The sequence below is a fragment of the Promicromonospora sp. NPDC060204 genome (genome assembly GCF_042728455.1).
Classification (GTDB): domain Bacteria; phylum Actinomycetota; class Actinomycetes; order Actinomycetales; family Cellulomonadaceae; genus Promicromonospora.
The window spans coordinates 1-17,110 of sequence record NZ_JBHWZO010000134.1 but is presented as its reverse complement, the minus strand read 5'-3'; the positions used below and the strand labels follow the sequence as shown (position 1 = coordinate 17,110).

Below are 17,110 nucleotides of genomic sequence, written 5' to 3'. Positions count from 1 at the left end.
CGCCGGCGCACCACCCGGCGGTCACATCGAGGCGAGGAGCTCTTCCATCGTCTCGATCTCGGCGGCTTGCGTGTCCACGATGGTCTGCGCCATCTCGACCGCGCCGGCGTCCTGACCGTCCTCGACCTGGGCCTGCGCCATCTCGACGGCGCCCTCGTGGTGCACGATCATCTGCTCCAGGAACAGCCGGTCCGCGGCGGGGCCGGTGGCGGCGGCGAGCGCCTGGAGGTCCTCGTCGGACATCATGCCGTCCATCCCCGCGTGGCCCCCGTGGTCGCCGGTGGGCTCGGCGCCCCAGGTGTCGAGCCAACCGGTGAGCGTCTCGATCTCGGGGGCCTGAGCCGCCTTGACCTGGCCGGCCAGCTCGGCGACCCGCGGGTCGGCGTCGGGCCGGGCCAGGACGGCGTCCGCCATCTCGATCGCCTGCTCGTGGTGCGGGATCATCATCTGCGCGAACATCACGTCCGCGTCGCCGTGCCCGGCGTGCTCGCCGGCCGCGGTGTCCTGGCCGGGTTCCGCGGAACCCGAGCAGCCCGTGAGGGCCAGGGCGGCGGACAGGGCGATCGCGGGCAGAAGGGTGCGCTTCATGGGGTCTTCCTCTGGTTTCGTCTCGGGGTAGCACTCACTGGCGCGACGGCGCTGGGGCGCGGTCACGCTCTCGGGTCGGCGCGGGTGCGCGCCGGGCCCGGGTCTACGTCCGGGAGATGCAGAGGTCGTGCAAGGAGGGTGCCGCGACGACGCGGAGGCCGGCGAACGCCGGAGCCAGGGACGCCACGAGCTGGAGCGGGGCCCGCCACAGCAGCCGCCGCGCTGGCGCGACCAGCGCGAGGAGCGCGACGAGGATCATGAGGCACATCGCCATCGCGGCGTCGTGCCCGCCGCAGCCCGCGCAGCAGGAGCCGTCGTCGCCGGGCGCGTGGCCGTCGGTCGCGGGGGCCTGGAGCAGGACGGGTCCGGTGCCGGTCTGCGCCGAGCTGGTCTGCGCCGACACGACTGCGGTGTCCTCGTGCGGCACCGCGTGCCCGTGGGAGGTCGGCGAGCCGCTCATCGAGTGCATCGTGACGACGCCGATGATCACGGTGAGGATCGCCAGTGCTCCGACCAGGCCCTGCCGAGGGCCGGCGAGGGCCGAGCGGAGGACCGAGAGCACGCGCACGCAGGGAGGCTACCCGATCTCCGCGGGCGACGGCGCACGTCAGCAGGCGCCGCCGGGCTCGGCCGTCGGGCCTTGACGTGCCTCGCCGTCGGGCGACGGGCTCAGGTGGTCGAGCCGGACGTCGTCGGTCGCGGGCACCGAGACCACGCCGGCGTCCTCCGCCGACCAGGCGCGCGGGATCAGCACGTACTGGCCGCCGGAGGCGGCCATGAGGACCAGGCCGTCGTACCGGTAGCGGAACCCGTCCGGTCCCGACGGGCACGCCGCCGCGGTGACACCAGGGCCGAAGATCTGCAGGTCCACGGTGCTGCGCACCACGACGGACGAGTCCTTGGGCAGGCCGTCCGCGAACTCCTCGGCTCGTGCGTAGCCCACCGCCGCGGAGTAGTCCGCCACCGCCCAGAACAGCGCCACCGCCACCAGCGCGAACATCGCGCCCCACTCGGCGAGCCGCGCCGTCTGCGACGGCGGGACCCAGGACTTGTCGTCGCGGCGGCGCACTGCGCGCCGGCGGCGCACCGCCAGGCCGAGCAGCAGCACCCCGCCGGCCAGGCAGAGGGGGGCCACCCACGACGGCACCCAGTCGGCGAGCCCCGTCCTGGGTCGGAACGCCTGGACGAGCCCGAACAGGGTCAGGACCGCCCCGACGGGGCCCGCCACCCGCACGATCCAGCGGTCGACGTCGGGCCGGGCGCCCCCGGCGCGGGACCCGCCCCTGACCCACAGCGCCACGAGCACGCCCGTGGCCACCACCGCGAGCGGGATGAGGAGCCCGTCCTGCGCGAGGTAGAGGTAGTCGGTCGTGGTCAGCCCCAGGGACGAGACGTCCACGCCGAAGTACTCGAAGAAGAACGTGATCTGCTTGCGGCCGAAGAAGTACAGCAGCGCGGTGACCAGGGTGACGGGCGCGATGACCTCCGTGGCGACGCGCACGATCCGGCCGATGTCCCGGCCGACGTCGGCCGGCGCGTCCTCGTCGGGCACGGTTCTCTCCCGACCGCTCATCCCCGGCTACCCCTGGCTGCCCTCGGCGGGGCTCTCGTCGGTGCCGGTCGGCTCGTCGGTGCTGCCGTCGGTGGTGTCCTCGGACGGGTCGACGTCGGTGCCGTTCTCGCCGTCCGTGCCGTTCCCGCCGTCCGCACACTCGTTGGGGTCCCCGAACAGCGTCAGCGTCTCGCCGACCTCGATCTGCTCGCCGAACGCCGGCTCGGAACCGGAGTAGTTGCAGTCGCGCACGGCGGGATCGAAGGTGATCTCGACGCACAGGTCCCCTCCCGGACACTGGCCCGCCAGCACGTCCGCCGCGAGGTCGGCGATCTCGGACACGGTCTGGTCGCCGCCGGCCCGGTCCAGCGGGCTGCCGAGGCGGATCGGCGAGGGTTGCGCCCCACCGCCACCGCCACCGCCACCGTCGTCATCGCCACCGCCGCCGTTCCCGCCGCCACCACCACCGCCGTCGTCATCGGTGGTGTCGGTCTGCTCGGTGTCGTCGCCGGTGTCGTCGCCGCCCCAGGTGCAGGCTGCCCCTGCCGGGAGCACGAGCGCCGCGAGCAGGGCCAGCGGTGCGAGCCTCCGCCACACCGCACGTCGTGTTGTCTGGTGTCTCATCAGGCGCACCTCCTCGTCCGCCTACCCGGAGGGAGTCGCGGGGGAGACGACGTGATACGGACCCGCCGCCGATGAGTTCCGCCGCGCCCCGCCGTCAGCCACGTAGCACCGACCCCACGAAAGGAACTCACCATGGTCACCACGCTGCGCAGCTTCAGCGGCTTCTCGGTGGACGACGTCGACGCCGCCCTCCGCTTCTACCGGGACACCCTCGGCCTGCCCGCACGCACCAACGACATGGGCGGCCTCCAGATCGAGCTGACCGAGGGCTCGTCGGTGTTCGTCTACCCCAAGGGCAAGGACCACACCCCGGCGTCGTACACCGTGCTCAACCTCGTCGTGCCGGACATCGACAAGGCGGTCACCGAGCTGGAGGCGGCCGGGGTGAGCCTGCTGCGCTACCCCGGGTTCGACCAGGACGAACGCGGTGTGGCCCGCAGCACCGACCCCGCCCAGGGGCCGACGATCGGCTGGATCACCGACCCGGCGGGCAACGTCATCGCACTCATCCAGGACTGACGACCCGGAGTGCCGGCGCTGTCCGCGGCCGCGCGTTTATCACCCGGGTAAGTCGGCCGCGGGGCCGATCCTGGACTGCGGGCGCGGCCCGGTCGACGGATGCTGGCTGAGGCGGGGCCGGCGGCGGCCCCGAGGGGCACGCCTTGCCGAGGCGGCCCACCGGACGGCGAACGGAGACGGAAACGTGCCGAAGATTGTCACTGATGACGGCGTCGAGATCTTCTACAAGGACTGGGGGACCGGGCAGCCCATCGTCTTCAGCCACGGCTGGCCCCTGTCGGCCGACGACTGGGACGCCCAGCTGCTGTTCTTCCTGCACCAGGGCTACCGGGTCATCGCCCACGACCGCCGTGGGCACGGCCGGTCCACGCAGGTGGCGGACGGCCACGACATGGACCACTACGCGGACGACCTGGCCGCGCTGACCGCCTACCTCGACCTGCACGACGCCGTGCACGTGGGCCACTCCACCGGCGGCGGCGAGGTGGTCCACTACATCGCGCGGCACGGCGAGTCGCGCGTGGCCAAGGCCGCGATCATCGCCGCCGTGCCGCCGCTCATGGTGCAGACCGACGCCAACCCCGGCGGCCTGCCGAAGAGCGTGTTCGACGACCTGCGCGCCCAGCTCGCGGCGAGCCGGTCGGAGTTCTACACGGCGCTGCCCGCCGGCCCGTTCTACGGGTTCAACCGGCCCGGCGTCGAGACGCGCGAGCCGCTGGTGCGCAACTGGTGGCGCCAGGGCATGCAGGGCGGCGCCAAGGCGCACTACGACGGCATCGCGGCGTTCTCGGAGACCGACTTCACCGAGGACCTACGCAAGATCACCGTGCCGGTGCTGGTCATGCACGGCGACGACGACCAGATCGTCCCGTACGCCAACGCGGGCCCGATGTCGGCCGAGCTGCTGCCGAACGGCACGCTGAAGACCTACCCGGGCTTCCCGCACGGCATGCCGACCACGCACGCCGAGGTGATCAACGCCGACCTGCTGGAGTTCATCCGCTCCTGAGCTACCGGCCTGCAGCTACCGGGCTGCCTGCCGCCTGGCCTCGCGCAGGATCTCCTCCTCCGTGCGTCGCGGCGCGTGCCGGGGCAGAGAGCTGTAGCCGAGCCGCATCAGCATCTGCGGCGCCTCGTCGAGCGACAGCACCCGGCGCAGGTCATGGCGGGTCGTCGGGTTCTCCAGCACGGTGGTCGCGAACGACGCGTGGACGAAGTAGGTGATCGCGACCAGCAGCACGTGCTCCAGCGCCTGACCCGCGGCGACCCAGTCCCGGGGGCTGTCGCCGGGCGTGGAGAGCAGGGCCATCGTCGAGTGCTGCTCGAACTGGGCGCTGCCCCTGCTCGCGAGGAACCGCCGGACCGGCGCGCCGTCGTCGACGGCCGCCGGTCCCAGGAGCTCCGCGGGGATGCCGTCGGCGCGGTCCGCGTCCGTGGCGGTCCACGCCAGCTCCTCGCCCCGGGTCGCCGGGTCCTCCGCCGCGAGCGCCTCGGCCCGGCGGACCAGCGTCATCACCTCCGCACGCGCCGGCTCGGACGGCTGGACGGGGCGCAGCTCCGCGCCCTCGTCCCGCGCCGCCTGCCCGATCGCCAGCAGCGCGTCCGTGAACAGCGGCTGGTCGTCGAACGGGACCCGCGACGTCGTGCGCCGCGCGATCGCCACGGCCAGCTCCAGCTCGTCGGTGTTCGGCACCGGGCCCGGTTCGAGCCGCATCGTGGCCACCAGCAGGGGGTCGTCGCGGGCGGGCAGCACGTGGACGGTGGCGCTCAGCGACTCCCGGCGGGCCGCCGTCCGCGCGTTGAACAGGAAGGCCCCGCAGCTGATCAGCATCTCCCGGCCCGACGGGTCCGAGTGGCGCAGCTGCCGCGCAGGGTCCGCCCGCAGAACCACGGTGCGGCCCGTGACCTCCACCCGCCACGGCTGCGTGTTGTGGACGCTCGGGGCGCTGGCGGCGGCCCGCAGGATCCGCTCCACCCGCGAGTCGACGACGTCCATCGACCCAGTCTTCGGGGCGGGTGGTCGCGGGGCACGGGCCAAAGGTCCCGCCGACGTGGGCCGGACGGCCCTGACGCCCGACCGGCCGGGGAACAAGCGTGGAGGTAGAACCAGTCGGGAGGTGGCGACGATGCGCGCACTGGTGGTCTATGAGTCCATGTTCGGCAACACCGAGGCGATCGCGCGGTCGATCGCGGACGGGATCGAGGCGTCGATGCACGCCGACGTCGTCGAGGTGAGCGCGGCACCGGCCACCGTTCCGGCCGACGTCACGATGCTGGTCGTGGGCGGGCCCACCCATGCGTTCGGCATGTCCTGGCCGTCCACGCGGCGCGACGCCGCGGGGCGGGCCACGTCCGTCATCTCGGGCGACCGCGGCATCCGCGAGTGGCTCGGGGCGCTGCCCGGGGTGACGACGAAGACGGTGGCGACGGCGTTCGACACGCGGGCGACCTCGCGGCTGACCGGGTCCGCCGCGCGCGCGGCGAGCCGCCGGCTGGACCGGCTGGGCTTTCCCCTGATCGCCTCGCCCATGAGCTTCCGGGTCACCGACGTCACCGGGCCGCTCGTGGACGGTGAGCTCGACCGCGCCTACGGCTGGGGCAAGGTCCTCGGCTCCGACGTGGTCGTGCAGAAGCCCACGAGGCCGCTCGCCCGGTCGTCGCACCCGCACCTGTATCGGCCCCGGTACCCGCAGGGCCAGCTGGGCGAGGCGTGACCATGACCGCCGACCAGCGGGCCGCCCCGGTCGTCGTCGCCGTCGACGGGAGCGAGCGCAGCGCGGGCGCCGTCGGGTACGCGATCACGGAGGCCCGGATCCGGCGCAGCGGGGTGCGCATGGTCCACGTGGTCCCGGCGCCGCTGCCCGAGAGCGGGCTCTGGCCCGCCGAGGCGGGCGACATCGCCTACCTCGAACGGGCGGGCCGCGGGACCGTGACCCGGGAGGCGGAGGCGGCGCGCGCCGCCGCCCCGGAGGTGGACATCGAGCCGGTGCTGGCCCTCGGGCCGCGCGTCGCCCAGCTCGTCGCCGCGGGGGCCTCCGGCGGCCTCCTGGTGCTGGGCCGCGAGACGCGGCACGGAGCCGAGCGCCTGGTCGCCCGGGCCACGACCGCCGAGGTCGCGGCGCGCGCCACGGTCCCCGTGGCGGTGGTGCCCGCACAGTGGCGGGACAGCGGGCACAACCGGATCGTCGTGGGGATCAAGACGTTCACCAGCGCCGGTGAGCTGCTGACCCGTGCGCTCTCGGTCGCGGCCTGCCGGCACGCGGTCGTGCGGGTCGTGCACGCCGTCGAGGTCCCGGACCTGGCCGCCGACCTGGGCATCGCGGACTCCTACGCCGGCGAGTCGGTCACGGCCGCCACCCGGCTGCTCGAGACGGTCGTGCACGACTGGGCCGTCGTCTACCCGGGCGTGTCCGTCGAGACGTCGGTGCTCCTGGGCCGCCCGGACGAGGTCCTCGTCGAGTCCGCGGCCGACGCCGACGTGCTGATGGTCGCGCGCCACCACCGGGGGCTGGGACACACCGCCCGGCTCGGGCGGACGCCGCGGGCGATCCTCAACGTGTGCGACACCCCGGTCGAGGTGGTCCCGCTGCGCTGGAAGACCTCCGGCGTGCCGATCGTCCTGGAGAGCGACGAGGAGATCCTGAAGACCTGACGCGCCGCCGCGCGGCAAACCTGCGAAGGTGGGGATGCTCAGGACTCAGCGCGGAGGACGGTCACCGATGGACGACTACCTGTGGGTGCTCAAGGACGACGAGCTCGATCTGGTGCGTGAGCTCGAACCCAAGCGGTTGAAGGCGCTCGACGAGGACGACCTGCTCGACCTGCACCGCCGCGTGCGGCGCGCGCGCAACAAGCACGTCAAGAACTACCGCCGCAAGGCGGCCCTGAACGTCAAGGAGGTCGGCGCGCGCGGCAAGGCGGCGCCCAAGGGCGGCAAGTCCCGCTGGCGGGCGGCCGCGTTCGAGGAGGCGCTGTCGATCGTCAGCGAACGGCTGGCGCACGTCGCGCACGTGCAGGCCGAGGCCCTCAAGGACGAGCGGCTCGAACGCGCCAAGGCCGGCAGGTCGTCCGGGCCGGGGCCGAAGGACGGGCCGGGCGGCAAGAAGGTCGGCCCCGGGCGGGCCCGGAGCCACCAGAAGACGACGGGCGGCAAGAAGCGCGACGCCTCGACCAGGGCGCAGGGCGCGCGCCGGCAGGGCAAGCGGGACAGCAAGTAGTCCCGCGGTCAGCGCGGCACGGTGTCCACGGCGCCGTCGCGCCAGCGCACCTCGACGGCGCTCCCGTCCGGCGCGAGCGCCACGGAGCCGACGGCGTCCAGGTCCACCGAGCCGGCGTCGCCCGTCAGCACGACGAGGGCGGCCACGACGTGGCCCGCCGCCGCGGGACCGCCGCCGCGCAGCCACGGGACCACCGAGGCCGCGCCGAACGGGTCGGCACCGGCGCGGCGGTGCGCCCCGGCCAGGTCCAGCCCGCGCAGCCCTCGCAGCACCGACGTCGTCCCGTCGGACCGCGCCACCCGTACCCAGCCGTCCCCGGACTCCGTCCGCAGTTCGCCGTCCTGGTCGGCCGCGAGCGGCCAGCCGCCCACCTGGAACGCCCAGGGTCCCGGGTCGGCGGGCCAGGCGACGTCCGCGTCCAGGTCCGCACCCGCCGCCGGCGCGCCAGGCCCGGGGACGACGGCGGGCGTCCACCACGCCAGGCGGACCTCGTGCGGACCGCGCACCACGCTCGCCGTGGTCACCACCGGCCCACGCCGCACCGCGGCCCAGCCGGCGTGGTCCCCGCCCGGACCCGAGCCCGGCACGTCCAGCCATCGCACCCGCGAGCGCGAGACGGCGACCCGGTCGTCCGCGCGCACCCGCTCGATCCCGTCCCGGTGCGACGGCCGGCCCCCGCCGTCCAGGAGCGCCACGTGCGAGTCCGACGGCGCCGCCAGGTCCTGGGGCGAGAGCTGCGGCGAGACGACGTTCGCGTACCCGACCCGCCGGTAGAACGGGTCGTCGCCGTGCGCCTGCGCCTCCGGCTCCAGCAGCCGGTCCGAGCCGTGGTTGAGCACCCGCACGATCCCGTCCGACGGCGTGCCCGCGACCAGCCACCCCGGCGCGCGCAGCATCGTGACCTGCTCCTGCCGCCACGCCGGCGGCGTCTCGTCCGGCGCCGTCCACACCGGATGGTCCGGCGGCAGGAGCAGACCCGCGAACCCCTTGCTCGCCCAGTACGGTGACGCCCCGCCGGAGTAGAGCTGGCGCAGCCGGTCGTACCGGCCGTGCCAACCGACCGGCAGCAGACCCCGCTCGTCCACGGCACCGCGGTCCAGGAAGTGCCCGGCCACCGCCGACGTCAGCACACCGGTCGCGCCCGGCGACAGCGGCGTCGCGTCCGCCAGGGCCCCGGCCCAGAACGGGGCGAGGACCGCGAACCGGTACGTCACCGACCGGCCCTGCAGCACCGGCGCCCCGCCGGAGCCGACGAGGTGCTGCGCCTGCTCCAGGTAGGCGCGCAGCCGCTCGGCGTGCCGCGGGGCCGGACCACGGCCCTCGATCCGCGCGTGCAGCACCGGGTACAGGTGCCAGGCCCACCCGGCGTACCAGTCGAACGTCTGACGCCGCCCGTCGCGGCCCCGCCCGTCGGAGTACCAGCCGTCGCCCACGTACAGCGCCTCGGCCAGCTCCTCGTTGCGGTCCAGGTCCGCCTGGTCCCACGGCCCGCCCACCGACGCGAGGAACGCCTCGACCACGTTCTGGAACCAGAGCCAGTTGTTGCGGTACCCGCTCGTACCGACCACACCGGCGAGCCAGGCGATGGTGCGCTCGCGGACGCCGTCGGGCAGCCGGTCCCACAGCCACGGCCGTGTCTCGGCCAGCCCCACGGCGATCGACGCCGCCTCGACGACGGCCTGCCGACGCTCGTCGATCCGGGGCCAGCGCTCCGGGCTCGTCGGGTCGGTGCCGTGGCGCAGCCCCTCGGCGTAGCGGTCGAGCAGGCCGTCCGGGTCGGCGCCGTCCTGCCCCCGCACGCGGAACGCCGCCAGGAGGAACGTGCGGGCGAACCCCTCCAGGCCGTCGCTCCAGGCGCCCGAGGCGCTGACCGGACCCGGGAGCGCCAGCAGGGCCTGCCCGGGGGAGGCGTACGGCGCGGTGGCCCGCAGGAGCGTGTCGGCGGTGGCGAGCCAGCGGTCGCGGCTCCAGCGCGGGGCGCGGCCGGGCCGTGGCTCGTGATCGGGCGCGGGGGAGGTGGGCGAGGGGGTCACCCGGGCAGTCTCGCCGCCGTCCAGTCGGGGTTTGTCCGACCGGACAATTTCGGTCACCCGGTGGCTACAGTGTGCGCCGACGACGATGTCGTCGCGGGCGTCGGGGTGGACGTCGGGTGGACGAGGAGGCGACATGCACCTGCCGAGGAGCCGGCACGAGTACCTGCTGCGCGAGGTGGAGCTGCGCGGGAGCGTGCGGTCGGCCGAGGCCGCCGCCCGGCTCGGCGTCTCCGAGGTCACGATCCGGCGCGACATCCGCGAGCTGGAGGCGGCGGGCCGGCTCGGACGGGTGCACGGCGGGGCCATCGCCCTGGGCTCCGAGCGCGGCCCGCGGGCGGCCCGCGCGCTGGTGGGCGTCGTGGTGCCGAGCGTCGTCGCGCACTTCCTGGACACGGTCCGGGGCATGGAGGCGCTCGCGCCGGCGCTCCACGTGCGGCTCGTCCTCGGCGTCTCGCACTACCGGCCCGAGCTGGAGGAGCAGCAGGTCGAGCGGCTCCTCGCGCTGGGCGCGACGGGACTGGTGCTGGCACCCACGACACGGGACCGCAGCCTCGACGACCTCGCCGCGTGGCTCGGCGCCATCCCGGTGCCCCTGGTCCTGGTCGAGCGCCGCATCGACGCGCTGACCAGCCTCAGCGAGCTCGACGTGGCCCGGACCGACCACGCGCACGGCGCGGTGCTCGCCGTCGAGCACCTGGTGCGGCTGGGGCACCGGCGGGTCGGGATCGGCGTCTACGACCGGACGCCCACCGCGCCGCGCGTCCGCGACGGGTACGCCACCGCCGTGTCCCGGCTGGGCCTGGCGCCGGGGCCGGACGTCGCGCTGTCCAAGGGGGACGACGACCCCGCCCGGCTGCGCCGCGAGCTGGCCGACCTGCTGGACCGGTGCGTGGCCACGGGCACCCGCGCCGTGCTGGTGCACACCGACGACCACGCCGCGCGCCTCGTCGAGACCGCCCTGGACCGCGGGATGCGCGTGCCGGAGGACCTCGCGGTGGTGGCCTACGACGACGAGAACGCCGAGCTCGCGGCCGTGCCCCTGACCACCGTGACGACGCCCCGGCGCGAGCTCGGGCGGGAGGCGCTGCAGCTCCTGGCCGACCGCATCGCCCACGGCACCGGGCACCGCCCGCCGCGGCACGTCGAGCTGCTGCCCCGGCTGACGGTGCGGGCGTCGTGCGGCGCCGCGCCACGGCCGTGACCGCTTTTGTCCGTTCGCCCGGTCGTGCGGGCACCGGGTTGCAGGCTGTGCCCGGGTCAGGGCGTCGTCGTCCTGCGAGGACCAGGAGCAAGGAGGCTCACATGTATCTGCACGCGAGGGGTGGCGCCCCGGGGAACGGCCGCGGCCGCCGGAAGGCCGTCCTGGCCGGTGTGGCCGCGGCGGCCGTGCTCGCCCTGGCCGCCTGCTCGTCCGGCGGCGCGGGCTCGGGCGGCGCGGACGGCTCGGGTCAGGACGTGGCACTGACGTTCTCCTGGTGGGGCGACGCCAGCCGGGCCGAACGGTACGAGCAGGCGCTGGAGATCTTCGAGGAGGAGAACCCCGGGATCACGGTCCGGACCAACTACGCGGGCTTCGCCGACTACTGGACCGCGCGCAACACCGAGGCGGCCAGCCGCACCCTGCCCGACGTGCTCCAGATGGACCTCGCCTACCTCACCGAGTACACGGAGTTCGGGCACGTGATCCCGCTGGACGCGTACTTCGGCGACACGATCACGGTCGACACGATCTCCGAGCCGCTGCTGGCCTCGGGGCAGGTGGACGGTCAGACCTACGGGCTGGCCAGCAGCGCGAGCACGCTCGGCACCTTCGTCAACACCGACCTGCTCGACGAGCTCGGCGTCACGGTGCCGAAGGACGGCCTGACGTGGGACGAGTACGACGCCCTGCTCGCCGAGATCTCGGCGGCCGGCGCGGGGCACGACCCGGTCGTCCACGGCTCGGTGGACTACACCCAGTTCTTCTGGCTGTTCCAGATCTGGCTGCAGCAGAACGGCAAGTCGCTGCTGGACGGCGACCAGCTCGGCTTCGACGAGGCCGACCTGGCGACCTGGTGGGACAGGAGCGCCGCGGTCCACGAGCAGGAGGGGTTCCTGCCGGCCAAGCGGCAGGAGCAGCTCTCCGGCGCGGACGCGATCGGCGTGGGCGAGACCGCCGCCGAGATCAGCTGGGACAACTTCCTGGTCCGGTTCAGCGAGGGGCAGGCGAAGCCGAACCTGACGCTGCTGCCCGTGCCCGCGGACGACCTCGAGAACAACAGCGGCATGTTCCTCAAGCCGGGCCTGCAGCTCTCGGTCGCGGCCAACAGCGAGCACCCCGACGAGGCGGCGAAGCTCGTCGACTTCCTGGTGAACGACCCCCGGGTCGGCGAGATCTTCGGCATGTCCCGTGGCGTGCCCGCCTCCGGCGCGACCCTGGAGGGCGTCGAGCTGACCGAGCTCGACCAGCAGATCCTGGACTACGAGAAGCAGCTCGAACCGCACCTCGTGGGCTCGGCCCCGCCGCCCGTGGCCGGGCTGAGCAACCTGGAGACCACCTTCTCGACCACCGCACTGGAGGTCGCCTACGGCACGCTGACCGTCGACGAGGCCGTCGACCGCTGGTTCGCGGAGGCCGCGACGGCGCTCGCCGGGTAGGGCACAGACGCCCCGCGGGGCCGCGCCGGCGACCTTCGGTGCGGCCCCGCGGGCGCGTTGTTACGGTGTCGGGCATGTTCTCGGACAGGAGTCGCCGGCGTGCCGACAAGCGTGTCCGGCCAGGTGACGGCAGCCCGCTCCAGCGGTTCCGGTGGTGGCAGCCGTTCACGCGCTCGCTGTTCCACCTGGACCTGACGGCCGGCGCCGGGGGCCGCGAGACCTGGTCGGTGGACATCCGGCACGGCGGCGACGACAACGGCACGGTCTGGGCCAAGCTCTACCTCGACGGCCGGCTGCAGGCCACGTCGAAGCTGCCGGCCCGCTTCCCGGTGACCGGCGGCGTCATCGAGGTGGTCACCAGCGGCTTCGGCCTCCGCCGCTGCCACTACGTGACCGACGACGGCTACGAGCGCCAGCTCGCCCCGGACGCCGCCTCGGCCGAGGGCCTCCGCGCCCGCCTGGAGCAGGCGCACCCCGTGGCGGGCCGGTCCATCGGGCTGGTCAGCATCGTCGTCCTGGTGATCGGGCTGGTGCTCGGCGTGCCGCAGATCGTCGAGGAGATCTCCCAGATCCCGCCCGTCGCCGAGCGGCTCGGCACCACCTTCACCTCGCCGGTCCGGCTGCCGGCCTGGCTGAACATCACCGTGCTGGTGGCCACCCTGCTGGCCAGCACCGAGCGCGCGCTGCGCCTGCGCTACAACTGGCTGCTCGACGGCGGGCTGTTCGACGGCGACGGCTAGGCGGGTCGACGGCTGGGCGGGTCGACGGCGCGCGGGTGAACTCGCGGTGCCGGGCGTCCGAGCGCACAGTGGACAGTGCCGGCACCGGTCCGTGCCGGCACGCCGGCGGCGAGCGTCGACGACCGACTGACGCAGGGAGGCGTCATGACCTACCAGATCGGCTACCTCGTCGGCAGCCTCGCCAAGGGATCGATCAACCGCACGCTGTCGAGGGCGCTGATCGCCTCGGCGCCCGACGACCTGGCGTTCACCGAGATCCCGATCGGCGACCTGCCGCTGTACAGCTGGGACTTCGACGCCGACTTCCCGCCGGAGGGCCGGGCGTTCAAGGCCGCGATCGAGTCCTCGGACGGGCTGCTGTTCGTCTCCCCGGAGTACAACCGCTCGATCCCGGGCGCGCTGAAGAACGCGATCGACTGGGGCTCGCGGCCCTGGGGCCAGAACTCCTTCGCCCGCAAGCCCACCGGCATCATCGGCGCCTCTCCGGGCGGCATCGGTACAGCCGTCATGCAGTCGTCGATGCGCAGCGTGCTGAGCTTCCTCGACGCGCCGCAGCTCAACGCGCCCGAGGCGTACATCACCTTCGACGCCGCCGACTTCGGCCCGGACGGCACCGTGGTCAACGAGACCACGGCCACCTTCCTGCGGCACTACATGGCGGAGTACTGCGCGTTCGTCCAGCGGGTCCTGGCCGCCAACGCCCCGGGACACATCGGCGACGAGGACCCCGCCTCGACCAAGTAGGAGGCCGTGCTCAGCCCACGGCCTCCGGCGCCGGGCGGACCTCGCGGAGCCACACCTCGCTCTGCGTCACGTGGGCGGCGGCCGCCACCGACGCCGCGACGGGGTCGCGCGCCGTCAGCGCCCGCAGGATCGCGCGGTGCCCGGCGTCGGACACGCGCTTGGTCTCCGGGGTGAGCACCGGGTAGGCGCGCGAGCGGGAGCGCAGCACCGACACGAGCGCGCCGAGCGAGTCGTTGCCGCACAGCCGCACGATGCCCATGTGGAACTCGTGGTCGAGCGCCGACTGCTCGTCCACGTCCTCGCTGGCCTCCAGCCGGTCCAGCAGGTCGCCCAGGCGGGCGAGCGTCGCGTCGTCGCAGCGCGCGGCCGACAGGGCGACGGCGTGCGCCTCCAGCACCCGGCGCAGCTCGTACAGCTCCAGGATCGACTCCAGCGGGAGCAGGCCGACCGTGAGCGATAGCGTCTGGATCATGTCGGCGGCGCGAAGCTCGCCCACGTAGGTGCCGGCGCCGCGGCGCGTCTCGACGACGCCCAGGGCCGAGAGGGTGCGGATCGCCTCGCGGATCGACCCGCGCGAGACGCCGAGCCGCTCGCTCAGCTCGCCCTCGCTCGGCATCCGGTCGCCCGGCTGGAGCGAGCCGTCGGCGATCAGGGTCCGCAGCCCGTGCAGGGCCGTCTCGACTGCGCTCACCTCGTGCATCCCACCAGGATGGCAGGTTCCCGGGAGCGGGGCGGACATTTCGCGCCCGTAAAACCTGTCCTACAGATCTGTGTCATCTGCCGGGAAACTCTGGTGCTGCCGGGTCCGGCCTGCGATGGTTGTCCGACAAATCCCGAGAGAGGTGTTGATGGACCAGACACGCACAGCGCCGGCCCCGGCGCCCGTCCGGCTCGCGTCCGGCGGCCCGGCGCGCGACGCATGGCCGCTGGACGACGCGGTGGTGCACCTCAACCACGGCTCGTTCGGCGCGGTACCCACCGAGGTGCTGCGCCACCAGGACGAGCTGCGCCGCCAGGCGGACCTGAGCCCCGTCGGCTGGTTCCCGCGGGTCGCGGAGCTCGTCGCGGCGGCCCGCCAGGAGGTCGCGCCGTTCGTCGGCGCGCGGCCCGAGGACACGGCGTTCGTGCCCAACGCCTCGGCCGCCGCGACGGTGGTGTTCAACTCCCTGCGCCTGGGACCCGGCGACGAGATCCTCGTGACCGACCACGGCTACGGCGCCATCACCATGGGCGCCCAGCGGCTCGCCCGCCGCTTCGGCGCCCGGGTGCGCACGGTCACGATCCCGCTCGCGGCGAGCGCCGACGACGTCGTCGAACGCTTCCGGGCCGAGCTCAGCGACGCGGTGCGCCTCGTCGTCGTCGACCAGATCACCTCGCCCACCGCCCGCCTGCTCCCGACCGCCCGGATCACCGAGCTCGCCCACGAGCGCGGCGCCCGCGTGCTGGTCGACGGCGCGCACGCCCCGGGCCTCGTGCCCGACGCCGCGGCCGCCGCCGGCGGCGACTGGTGGTTCGGCAACCTGCACAAGTGGCCCTGCGCGCCGCGCGGCTCCGCGCTGCTCGTCACCGCGGCCGCCGACCGCGACGACCTGTGGCCGCTGATCGACTCGTGGGGCGCCGAGGAGCCCTACCCGGGGCGGTTCGACTCGCAGGGCACCCTCGACGCGACCAGCTACCTCGCCTCGGGCCGCGCGATCGAGTTCGTCGAGCGCGAGCACGGCTGGGCGCGGGCGCGCGAGACGATGACGGCGCTCGCGGACCACGGCGCCGCCGTCATCGGCGCGGCCCTGCAGCCCCACGTGGACGCCCCGGTGGCCACCGACGTGGGCATGCCCGTGGTCTCCATGCGCCTGCTCCGGCTGCCCGACGGGCTGGGCCGGGACCGCCTGGACTCCGACGAGCTGCGCCTGCGCCTGCTCGACCTGGCCGGCGTCGAGTCGGCCTTCACGAGCATCGGTGGCGTCGGCTACCTGCGCCTGTCCGTGCACCTGTACACGGAGCAGCGCGACTTCGACGCGTTCGTCGAGCGCGCCGTGCCCCAGATCCTGGCGTTCGCCGACGAACGCCGGGGCAACTCATCACCCGACCGACAAGAAGGAGAGGTGCGCGCATGAACCGCACCCGAGCTGCCGTCACCGCGAGCCTGGCCGCCACCGGCCTCCTCGCCCTCACCGCGTGTTCCGGCGGCGGGTCCGCCGGGGACGGGACCGTCCGCCTGCAGATGGTCGAGAGCCTGACCAACCCGGCGCGGACCGCCCTGATCCGCGAGCTGCTGGACGAGTTCGAGGCGGACAACCCCGGGGTCACCGTCGACCTCGTGTCCCCGCCCACCGACCAGGCCGACCAGAAGCTCCAGCAGATGCTCCAGTCGGGCCGGGGCGTCGACGTCCTGGAGGTGCGCGACAGCACCGTCGGCGCCTTCAGCAACAACGGCTGGCTCCACGACCTGTCCGACGACGCCACGGCGTGGGCGGGCTGGGACGACCTGACCGACAACGCGCAGGCTGTCACCGCGGAGGACGGCGCCCGCTACTACGTGCCGTACGGCTTCTACGGGCTGTCGCTGTTCTACCGCACCGACCTGGTCGAGGACGCGGGCTTCGACGGGCCGCCGGCGTCGTGGGAGGAGCTCCTGGAGCAGGCCTCGGCGATCCAGGACCCGGGCAAGAACACCTACGGCTACGCGTTCCGCGGCGGCCAGAACGGGTTCAGCAACGTGGTGGCCGCCGTCGAGGCGTACACGATCGACGACCTCGACGTGGAGAACGCCTACCTGCTCGCGGACGGGTCGACCATCTTCTCGGCGCCCGAGGCGCAGGACGCCGTCGACACCTACTTCTCCCTGTTCGAGGAGGCGGCTCCGCCGTCGGCCGTCTCGTGGGGCTACCCCGAGATGGTGGAGGGCTTCACCAACGGGTCCACCGCGTTCCTGCTGCAGGACCCCGAGGTCATCGCCACCGTGTCGCAGTCGACGACGATCACGCAGGACCAGTGGTCCACGGCCCCGCTGCTGACCGGCCCCACGGGCAAGGCGGCGCAGCCGCTCGCGACGGCGGGCTGGGGCGTTGCCGAGGCGAGCGAGCACCGGGACGAGGCGACCGACCTCGTCGAGTTCCTCTCGGGCGCGGAGCCCGCGACCCGGTTCGCCCAGGAGAACAGCCTCGTGCCGATCATCGACGGCGCGGGGGAGGACCCGTTCTACGCCGAGGGGCCGTGGGCGAGCTACGTCGCCATGACCGAGGACCCCGAGACGTACGTGAACGTGGTGCAGCCGCGCGGCGTGAGCTGGTGGACCGAGTGGGAGCAGAAGGCGGACCAGGACGTCCAGGCGGTGCTGCTCGGCAGCATGACGACGAGCGAGCTGCTCGACGAGTGGGACACGTTCTGGACCGAGAAGTACGCCGCGGAGCAGTGACGTGACCGCCACCGCCGTCCGGCCCGCGCGGGCGCAGGCCC

Annotated in this window: 18 protein-coding genes; 11 read left to right on the top strand and 7 right to left on the bottom strand. The window is 74.2% G+C overall.

The features are described from left to right. Positions 1 to 21: 21 nt before the first annotated feature. The 4 genes from ACFWEJ_RS17225 to ACFWEJ_RS17210 form a co-directional block, all read right to left on the bottom strand. Positions 22 to 588 (bottom strand): DUF305 domain-containing protein, encoded by a 567-nt coding sequence (locus ACFWEJ_RS17225; protein ID WP_377230434.1) that lies wholly within the window; start codon positions 586 to 588, stop codon positions 22 to 24. A gap of 103 nt (positions 589 to 691) precedes the next feature. Next, a complete protein-coding gene (locus ACFWEJ_RS17220) occupies positions 692 to 1,156 on the bottom strand; it encodes a DUF6153 family protein (protein WP_377230433.1) in 465 nt (154 codons plus the stop codon). A gap of 39 nt (positions 1,157 to 1,195) precedes the next feature. Beyond that, positions 1,196 to 2,140 carry a hypothetical protein gene (locus ACFWEJ_RS17215; protein WP_377230432.1) on the bottom strand — a complete coding sequence of 315 codons (945 nt, stop codon included), beginning with the start codon at positions 2,138 to 2,140 and terminating at the stop codon, positions 1,196 to 1,198. A gap of 27 nt (positions 2,141 to 2,167) precedes the next feature. Next, entirely contained in the window at positions 2,168 to 2,764 is a 597-nt protein-coding gene (locus ACFWEJ_RS17210; protein WP_377230431.1) for a hypothetical protein, read from the bottom strand. 132 nt (positions 2,765 to 2,896) lie between these two features. Between ACFWEJ_RS17210 and ACFWEJ_RS17205 the strand changes: the two genes are divergently transcribed. Both ACFWEJ_RS17205 and ACFWEJ_RS17200 read left to right on the top strand, forming a co-directional pair. Continuing rightward, a complete protein-coding gene (locus ACFWEJ_RS17205; protein ID WP_377230430.1) occupies positions 2,897 to 3,283 on the top strand; it encodes a VOC family protein in 387 nt (128 codons plus the stop codon). Between the two features lie 184 nt (positions 3,284 to 3,467). Next, entirely contained in the window at positions 3,468 to 4,292 is an 825-nt protein-coding gene (locus tag ACFWEJ_RS17200) for an alpha/beta fold hydrolase (RefSeq protein WP_377230429.1), read from the top strand. Positions 4,293 to 4,307: 15 nt separating this feature from the next. Here the strand turns inward: ACFWEJ_RS17200 and ACFWEJ_RS17195 are convergent, their stop codons facing one another. Continuing rightward, a complete protein-coding gene (locus ACFWEJ_RS17195; protein WP_377230428.1) occupies positions 4,308 to 5,279 on the bottom strand; it encodes an Acg family FMN-binding oxidoreductase in 972 nt (323 codons plus the stop codon). A 130-nt stretch (positions 5,280 to 5,409) separates the two neighbouring features. Between ACFWEJ_RS17195 and ACFWEJ_RS17190 the strand changes: the two genes are divergently transcribed. The 3 genes from ACFWEJ_RS17190 (at position 5,410) to ACFWEJ_RS17180 (ending at position 7,500) form a co-directional block, all read left to right on the top strand. Further along, positions 5,410 to 5,997: a flavodoxin family protein gene (locus tag ACFWEJ_RS17190; RefSeq protein WP_377230427.1), complete on the top strand. Its 588-nt coding sequence runs from the start codon at positions 5,410 to 5,412 to the stop codon at positions 5,995 to 5,997. 2 nt (positions 5,998 to 5,999) lie between these two features. Next, positions 6,000 to 6,935, top strand: a complete 936-nt coding sequence (locus ACFWEJ_RS17185; RefSeq protein WP_377230426.1) for a universal stress protein — start codon at positions 6,000 to 6,002, stop codon at positions 6,933 to 6,935. A 67-nt stretch (positions 6,936 to 7,002) separates the two neighbouring features. Next, entirely contained in the window at positions 7,003 to 7,500 is a 498-nt protein-coding gene (locus ACFWEJ_RS17180) for a hypothetical protein (protein WP_377230425.1), read from the top strand. Between the two features lie 8 nt (positions 7,501 to 7,508). On the opposite strand, the gene ACFWEJ_RS17175 is transcribed toward ACFWEJ_RS17180, so the two are convergent. Further along, the gene (locus tag ACFWEJ_RS17175; RefSeq protein ID WP_377230424.1) at positions 7,509 to 9,533 is read right to left on the bottom strand and encodes a DUF2264 domain-containing protein; all 2,025 of its coding nucleotides are present in this window, start codon (positions 9,531 to 9,533) and stop codon (positions 7,509 to 7,511) included. A 133-nt stretch (positions 9,534 to 9,666) separates the two neighbouring features. On the opposite strand from ACFWEJ_RS17175, the gene ACFWEJ_RS17170 reads away from it, so the two are divergent. The 4 genes from ACFWEJ_RS17170 (at position 9,667) to ACFWEJ_RS17155 (ending at position 13,654) form a co-directional block, all read left to right on the top strand. After that, positions 9,667 to 10,734, top strand: coding sequence for a substrate-binding domain-containing protein (locus ACFWEJ_RS17170; protein ID WP_377230423.1), 1,068 nt, complete (start codon positions 9,667 to 9,669; stop codon positions 10,732 to 10,734). Positions 10,735 to 10,835: 101 nt separating this feature from the next. After that, positions 10,836 to 12,170, top strand: coding sequence for an ABC transporter substrate-binding protein (locus tag ACFWEJ_RS17165; protein ID WP_377230422.1), 1,335 nt, complete (start codon positions 10,836 to 10,838; stop codon positions 12,168 to 12,170). Positions 12,171 to 12,244: 74 nt separating this feature from the next. Then, positions 12,245 to 12,910 carry a hypothetical protein gene (locus ACFWEJ_RS17160; RefSeq protein ID WP_377230421.1) on the top strand — a complete coding sequence of 222 codons (666 nt, stop codon included), beginning with the start codon at positions 12,245 to 12,247 and terminating at the stop codon, positions 12,908 to 12,910. 144 nt (positions 12,911 to 13,054) lie between these two features. Further along, entirely contained in the window at positions 13,055 to 13,654 is a 600-nt protein-coding gene (locus ACFWEJ_RS17155; protein WP_377230420.1) for an NADPH-dependent FMN reductase, read from the top strand. A gap of 10 nt (positions 13,655 to 13,664) precedes the next feature. Here ACFWEJ_RS17155 and ACFWEJ_RS17150 read toward each other — a convergent pair whose 3' ends face one another. Beyond that, a complete protein-coding gene (locus ACFWEJ_RS17150; protein WP_377230419.1) occupies positions 13,665 to 14,354 on the bottom strand; it encodes a FadR/GntR family transcriptional regulator in 690 nt (229 codons plus the stop codon). Positions 14,355 to 14,502: 148 nt separating this feature from the next. On the opposite strand from ACFWEJ_RS17150, the gene ACFWEJ_RS17145 reads away from it, so the two are divergent. Further along, on the top strand, positions 14,503 to 15,768 hold the full coding sequence (locus ACFWEJ_RS17145; RefSeq protein WP_377230418.1) for an aminotransferase class V-fold PLP-dependent enzyme: 1,266 nt from the start codon (positions 14,503 to 14,505) through the stop codon (positions 15,766 to 15,768). Next, complete coding sequence (locus tag ACFWEJ_RS17140; protein ID WP_377230417.1) at positions 15,765 to 17,069, top strand: ABC transporter substrate-binding protein; 1,305 nt, start codon at positions 15,765 to 15,767, stop codon at positions 17,067 to 17,069. The genes ACFWEJ_RS17145 and ACFWEJ_RS17140 overlap by 4 nt, the downstream gene beginning before the upstream one ends. Positions 17,070 to 17,110 lie beyond the last annotated feature (41 nt).

Bases quoted from the DNA above. Each gene is read 5' to 3' on its own strand.
- ACFWEJ_RS17210 (WP_377230431.1), bottom strand. From the start codon at position 2,764: ATGAGACACCAGACAACACGACGTGCGGTGTGGCGGAGGCTCGCACCG.
- ACFWEJ_RS17145 (WP_377230418.1), top strand. From the start codon at position 14,503: ATGGACCAGACACGCACAGCGCCGGCCCCGGCGCCCGTCCGGCTCGCG.
- ACFWEJ_RS17180 (WP_377230425.1), top strand. From the start codon at position 7,003: ATGGACGACTACCTGTGGGTGCTCAAGGACGACGAGCTCGATCTGGTG.
- ACFWEJ_RS17155 (WP_377230420.1), top strand. From the start codon at position 13,055: ATGACCTACCAGATCGGCTACCTCGTCGGCAGCCTCGCCAAGGGATCG.
- ACFWEJ_RS17170 (WP_377230423.1), top strand. From the start codon at position 9,667: ATGCACCTGCCGAGGAGCCGGCACGAGTACCTGCTGCGCGAGGTGGAG.
- ACFWEJ_RS17185 (WP_377230426.1), top strand. From the start codon at position 6,000: ATGACCGCCGACCAGCGGGCCGCCCCGGTCGTCGTCGCCGTCGACGGG.
- ACFWEJ_RS17160 (WP_377230421.1), top strand. From the start codon at position 12,245: ATGTTCTCGGACAGGAGTCGCCGGCGTGCCGACAAGCGTGTCCGGCCA.
- ACFWEJ_RS17195 (WP_377230428.1), bottom strand. From the start codon at position 5,279: ATGGACGTCGTCGACTCGCGGGTGGAGCGGATCCTGCGGGCCGCCGCC.
- ACFWEJ_RS17190 (WP_377230427.1), top strand. From the start codon at position 5,410: ATGCGCGCACTGGTGGTCTATGAGTCCATGTTCGGCAACACCGAGGCG.
- ACFWEJ_RS17165 (WP_377230422.1), top strand. From the start codon at position 10,836: ATGTATCTGCACGCGAGGGGTGGCGCCCCGGGGAACGGCCGCGGCCGC.
- ACFWEJ_RS17225 (WP_377230434.1), bottom strand. From the start codon at position 588: ATGAAGCGCACCCTTCTGCCCGCGATCGCCCTGTCCGCCGCCCTGGCC.
- ACFWEJ_RS17150 (WP_377230419.1), bottom strand. From the start codon at position 14,354: ATGCACGAGGTGAGCGCAGTCGAGACGGCCCTGCACGGGCTGCGGACC.
- ACFWEJ_RS17205 (WP_377230430.1), top strand. From the start codon at position 2,897: ATGGTCACCACGCTGCGCAGCTTCAGCGGCTTCTCGGTGGACGACGTC.
- ACFWEJ_RS17140 (WP_377230417.1), top strand. From the start codon at position 15,765: ATGAACCGCACCCGAGCTGCCGTCACCGCGAGCCTGGCCGCCACCGGC.